This is a genomic window from Castellaniella sp., assembly GCF_034674885.1.
Classification (GTDB): Bacteria; Pseudomonadota; Gammaproteobacteria; order Burkholderiales; family Burkholderiaceae_B; genus Castellaniella.
Genome location: NZ_JAUCDS010000050.1, coordinates 1 through 4,934, shown reverse-complemented (window position 1 = coordinate 4,934; position 4,934 = coordinate 1). Strand labels below are relative to the sequence as shown.

General features: G+C 66.2%; 6 protein-coding genes and 1 tRNA gene. All 7 read right to left on the bottom strand.

What is annotated here, in order from left to right; translation table 11 throughout:
- Window positions 1-472 (bottom strand): helicase HerA-like domain-containing protein (locus tag VDP74_RS15230; RefSeq protein ID WP_323000482.1); only part of this gene is annotated, 472 nt, incomplete at its 3' end.
- A gap of 27 nt (window positions 473-499) precedes the next feature.
- A complete protein-coding gene (gene selD / locus VDP74_RS15225) occupies window positions 500-1,549 on the bottom strand; it encodes a selenide, water dikinase SelD (RefSeq protein WP_323000481.1) in 1,050 nt (349 codons plus the stop codon).
- A gap of 65 nt (window positions 1,550-1,614) precedes the next feature.
- Window positions 1,615-2,706, bottom strand: a complete 1,092-nt coding sequence (gene mnmH, locus VDP74_RS15220; RefSeq protein ID WP_323000480.1) for a tRNA 2-selenouridine(34) synthase MnmH — start codon at window positions 2,704-2,706, stop codon at window positions 1,615-1,617.
- Window positions 2,707-2,735: 29 nt separating this feature from the next.
- Window positions 2,736-2,811: transfer RNA gene (locus VDP74_RS15215), tRNA-Val, on the bottom strand.
- A gap of 115 nt (window positions 2,812-2,926) precedes the next feature.
- Complete coding sequence (locus VDP74_RS15210) at window positions 2,927-3,199, bottom strand: HU family DNA-binding protein (RefSeq protein WP_269495036.1); 273 nt, start codon at window positions 3,197-3,199, stop codon at window positions 2,927-2,929.
- Window positions 3,200-3,476: 277 nt separating this feature from the next.
- A complete protein-coding gene (locus VDP74_RS15205) occupies window positions 3,477-4,715 on the bottom strand; it encodes a cystathionine gamma-synthase family protein (protein ID WP_323000479.1) in 1,239 nt (412 codons plus the stop codon).
- A 34-nt stretch (window positions 4,716-4,749) separates the two neighbouring features.
- Window positions 4,750-4,934 (bottom strand): TrmH family RNA methyltransferase (locus tag VDP74_RS15200; RefSeq protein WP_323000478.1); only part of this gene is annotated, 185 nt, incomplete at its 5' end.

The following is a 4,934-nucleotide window of genomic DNA, read 5'->3' as shown; positions in this document are numbered from 1 at the left end:
GCATGGTGCGCAGGTCTTTCAGATCCAGCACCAGCAGGCCTTCGTCGTCGGCCACCCGGAAGGCCACGTTCAGCACGCCTTCCTGGGTGTCGTTCAGGTCCAGCATGCGGGCCAGCAGCAGGGGTCCCAGGTCGGAGACCGTGGCGCGGATGGGATGGCCCTGCTGGCCGAAGATATCCCAGAGCGCGGCGGGGCAGGCGCCCCAGGCCGGTTCGGGCAGGCCCAGGGTCTGCAGGCGCTTGCTGAGCTTTTCCGACGCGGCCCCGGCCTGTGAAATGCCGCTGAGGTCGCCCTTGACGTCGGCCAGGAAGACCGGCGTGCCGATGCGGGAAAAGGATTCGGCCAGCACCTGCAGGGTGATGGTCTTGCCGGTGCCGGTGGCGCCGGTCACGCAACCGTGGCGATTGGCCATCTGCGGCAGCAAGGCGGCCTGGAAATCGGCGTTGCGGGCGATGATCAAGGGCTCTGCCATGGGGGCTCCGGGGAATGGAAACGGACTTCAGGATACCTGAATGCGAGGCGTTCCGGCAGCCAGCCGCCCGATCAGGGCAGCCTGGCCAAAACCGTCGGCGCGCAGCAGGGCCAGGATTTCGCCAGCTGCCTCGACGGCGCAGGCGACCAGCAGGCCGCCGGATGTCTGCGGATCGGTCAGCAGGGCCTGGGCCTCGGGCGGCAGGCTGGCGGCCAGGTTGATGTCGGCCCGGCAGGCGTTCCAGTTGCGCCCCGATGCGCCCGTATGAATGCCATCGCGCGCCAGATCGGGTGCCGGGCTCAGCCAGGGCAGGTCGGCGTAGCGGATATGCGCCTGCAGCCCGGATCCCTTGCACATTTCCAGGGTGTGGCCCAGCAGGCCGAAGCCGGTCACATCGGTCAACGCGTGCACCTGCGCCATCTGCGCCAGGCGGGTGCCCGGCGTGTTGAGTTGCGTGGTGCTGCCGATCATGGCCCGGTAGCCGGCCTCGTCCAGGCGGTCCTTCTTCAGCGCGGCCGACAGGATGCCCACCCCCAGCGGCTTGCTCAGGATCAGAGCATCGCCGGCCTGCGCCTGGTCGTTGCGCTTGATCTGGTCCGGGTGTGCCAGCCCCATGACGGCCAGGCCGTAGATGGGTTCGACCGAGTCGATGGAATGGCCGCCGGCGATCGGGATGCCCGCCTGCTGGCAGACGGCGGCGCCGCCCGCCAGCACGGCAGCGATGGTGTCGTGCGGCAGGGATTTCAGCGGCATGCCCACCAGGGCCAGGGCCATGATGGGACGCCCGCCCATGGCGTAGATGTCGGACAGGGCATTGGTGGCGGCGATGCGGCCGAAATCGTGTGGATCGTCGACGATGGGCATGAAGAAGTCGGTCGTCGCGATCAGCGCCTGTTCGTCGTTCAGGCGGTAAACGGCGGCATCATCCGATGACTGAGTGCCCACCAGCAGATCGGGAAACGGGCCGATCGGCAGGGCATTGCGCATCAGGTTCGCCAGCACGTCGGGCGCGATCTTGCAGCCGCAGCCGCCTCCGTGGGACAGCGAGGTCAGGCGGGGAATGGATGAATCGGTCATCAGTGGAACTCCAGGGCCGCCCGGGCGGGGCGGGCGATCATATGTCGGAAATTGGAAATCGGAAGTCAGTCCGCCGCAGCGGCGTGGCCCAGCCCCAGCTGATCCATCAGTTGGATGGCCTGGCTCCGGCCGTCCGGGTCGGTGGGGTCGTAGTCGAATCCGGGGGCTTGCGCCAGACCGGCATAATGCCCGTGACTGCTGCGCCGGTAGGCCGGATCGTAGTGGTCCTGCACCAGCGCCTGGAACAGTTCGGCGCGCCGGTCGGCGTCGATCAGGGCATGCCAGTCCTGGATGGCCTGCCGGCTGTGCAGGCCGACCAGCCGGTCCAGGGTGTTCTTGAAGGCTTCGGGGGCCTGGAACAGGTGCGCATAGTCCTGCAGCAGGAATTCGATGCGCTGCGCCAAAGCAGCCTGGATGCGCACGCAGCGCCCGCCGTGCATGGCCTGCAGCAGGCTGTCAGGCAGGCTCAGCTGGCCAATGCGGCGACTCTCGGCCTCGACAAAGACCGGCCGATCGGGGTCCAGGCCGTCCAGGGCCTGCAGCAGCGCCGATTCGAAACCACGCTGGCTGGGCTGCCGCCGGGCGGGCAGGTCGCCCAGCAGCGACCCTCGGTGGCAGGCCAGGCCCTCCAGATCCAGGATCTGGGCACCGGCCCGGCCCAGGGCCTGCAGCAGGCGGGTCTTGCCTGAACCGGTCGGGCCGGTCAGCACGATGCAATCCAGGCGGGCGGGCTGGTCGGCCAGGCGGTCGATCACGTGCCGCCGCCAGGTCTTGTAGCCGCCATCCAGCTGCCGCGCGCGCCAGCCGATCAGGTTGAACCAGGTGGTCATGGCGCCGGACCGTTTGCCGCCGCGCCAGCAGTAGATCAGCGGCCGCCAGCTGTGTGGGCGGTCGGCGAACAGGGTTTCCAGGTAGTCTGCGATGTGCCGGGCCACCAGGGCAGCCCCCAGCCGAGTGGCCTTGAAGGGCGATTCCTGGGCGTACATGGTGCCGATCAGGACGCGTTCCTCGTTACTGAGCACAGGCGCGTTGATGGCGCCGGGCACGTGGTCGTCGGCGTATTCCGCCGGCGTGCGTACGTCGATGATTTCGTCGAACTGATCGAGGGTGTCCAGGCCGCAGCGCAGCGACCCTGGGGGGTGGGCGGGACGATTCATGCAGGGGATTGTAAATCCGCCGTCCGGGCTGGTGGGTGCTGAGGGGCTCGAACCCCCGACCTACGCCGTGTAAAGGCGCCGCTCTACCAACTGAGCTAAGCACCCGGAGGGGCTGCGCCGATGTCCGGGCAGCCAGGGCGCAATTATATCGGGGCGCTCGTGACCGGGCAAACAAAAAGGCCAGTTCCGTGGAACTGGCCTTTTTGCGCGGGGAAGCCGATCAGTTGACGGCGTCCTTCAGGGCCTTGCCCGGGCGGAACTTCGGCACGCGGGCTTTCTTGATCTTGATGGCTTCGCCGGTGCGCGGGTTGCGGCCGGTACGGGCAGCGCGTTCGGAGACGGCAAAGGTGCCGAAACCGACCAGTGTGACCGAACCCTTTTTCTTCAGGGTGGTCTTCACTGCACCGACAAAGGCTTCCAGGGCGCGACCCACGTCGGCCTTGGACAGATCGGTCTTGGAGGAAATGTGCTCGATCAGCTCGGTCTTGTTCATTTACAAAATACCCCTGAGGTTTATTGTCGCTCGGTGGAGGGCCACCGGGTCGTTTGATGGACGTGTCTGGCCATGGCTAGCCGGCAGGTGCTGCCCAGGGCCGCACCATCTGGTGTCGGGACCCGGCCGGCTTTGGTGGCTAAGGCGTATTAAGCCTTCGAATAGCCCGCAGTGTCAAGAGAAAACCGCTGAAGACCCGCGTATTTCCTGATGTTTGTTAAAAATTATCAGGGCCGTATGGGTATACCCGGAGTCCTGCGGCCTCCGGGCCTTCGCGTCAGCCGGCAGCCAGGGCTTGTGCAAAATCGCCGATCAAATCAGCTTCTTCCTCGATTCCGACGGAGATACGCAGGAAGGCATCCGGGATGCCCATCAGGGCGCGGCGCTGCGCCCCCATTTCGTAGTAAATGGTGTGGGCGGCAGGCAGCACCAGCGTGCGGTTGTCGCCCAGGTGTGTGGCCAGCGCCACGACGCGCAGCCGGTTCAGGCAATCGAAGACGTCGACGTGGTCCTTCAGGACGACGCCCAGCAGCCCGCCGTAGCGGCCACCGAAGAATTCCGTGGCCCGCTGATGTTGGGGGTGGCTGGCCAGACCGGGATACTGCACCCGTTCGACCAGCGGATGGCTTTCCAGGAAGCGGGCCAGCGCCAGGGCGTTGCCGCAGATGCGGTCCATGCGCAGGGCGATGGTCTCGGCGCCGGCCGACAGGCGATGCGCAACGTCGGACGACAGGGTGCCGCCCATGTCGCGCAGGCCTTTTTTCTTGATCTGCAGCAGGCCCCAGGCATGGGAGTCGTCCTTGCGGTATTGCTCGTAGATGTGGGGGAAATCGGCCCAGTCATAAAGGCCGGTCTGGGTGACGGCCCCGCCCAGGGCGTTGCCGTGGCCGCCGATGTGCTTGGACAGGGAATTGACGACCAGCGAGGCGCCGAAATCGCGACTCGGGCGCAGATAGGGCGAGGACAGGGTGCTGTCGACCACGTAGACCAGTTTGTGTGCCTGGCAGATATCGCCGATGGCTTTCAGGTCGGCGACCTGGGTGCCGGGGTTGGCGATGGTTTCCACGAACACCATGCGGGTGTTGGGCCGCAGGGCGGCCTGTACCTGGGCCGCGTCGGTCGCGTCCACCAGGGTGAGTTCGACGCCGAAGTTCTCCAGCGTCATCAGCAGGCTGTTGGTATTGCCGAAGATGTATTTGCTGGCGATCAGGTGATCACCGTGGCGCAGCAGGGCAAAGAACACGGCGTTCAGGGCAGCCATGCCGGTGGCGAATGCGACTGTGCCGATGCCCTGTTCCATGATTGTGATCTGGGCTTCCAGGGCGGCGGTAGTGGGCGTCCCCGTGCGGCCATAGGTATAGCCTTTCTTGCGGTTCTGGAAGACTGCCGCCAGGTCGTGGGCGTCCTGGTAGGTGTATTCCGTGGACGGGTGGACCGCTGCATGCACGGCCCCGTACTCGGAGTCGGCTCGGCGGCCGTAGTGGACGATCTGCGAAGTGAAGCCGGTGTTGGACATGGGAATAGCGGGAAGGAAGAAGGAGAATGCCGAATTATGCGCCTGCCGGGACGACGCGCTGGCGCACGGTTTCGTACAGGCAGACGGCGCTGGCGACGCTGACGTTCAGGCTTTCAACTGAACCCTGCATGGGGATGGACACCAGTTCGTCACAGGTTTCCCGTGTCAGGCGGCGCATGCCTTCGCCTTCGGCGCCCATGACCCAGGCCATGGGGCGGC

What these genes read in the sequence shown, in the direction of transcription:
- selD (WP_323000481.1), bottom strand. Translation starts at nt 1,549, where the DNA reads ATGACCGATTCATCCATTCCCCGCCTGACCTCGCTGTCCCACGGAGGC.
- mnmH (WP_323000480.1), bottom strand. Translation starts at nt 2,706, where the DNA reads ATGAATCGTCCCGCCCACCCCCCAGGGTCGCTGCGCTGCGGCCTGGAC.
- VDP74_RS15210 (WP_269495036.1), bottom strand. Translation starts at nt 3,199, where the DNA reads ATGAACAAGACCGAGCTGATCGAGCACATTTCCTCCAAGACCGATCTG.
- VDP74_RS15205 (WP_323000479.1), bottom strand. Translation starts at nt 4,715, where the DNA reads ATGTCCAACACCGGCTTCACTTCGCAGATCGTCCACTACGGCCGCCGA.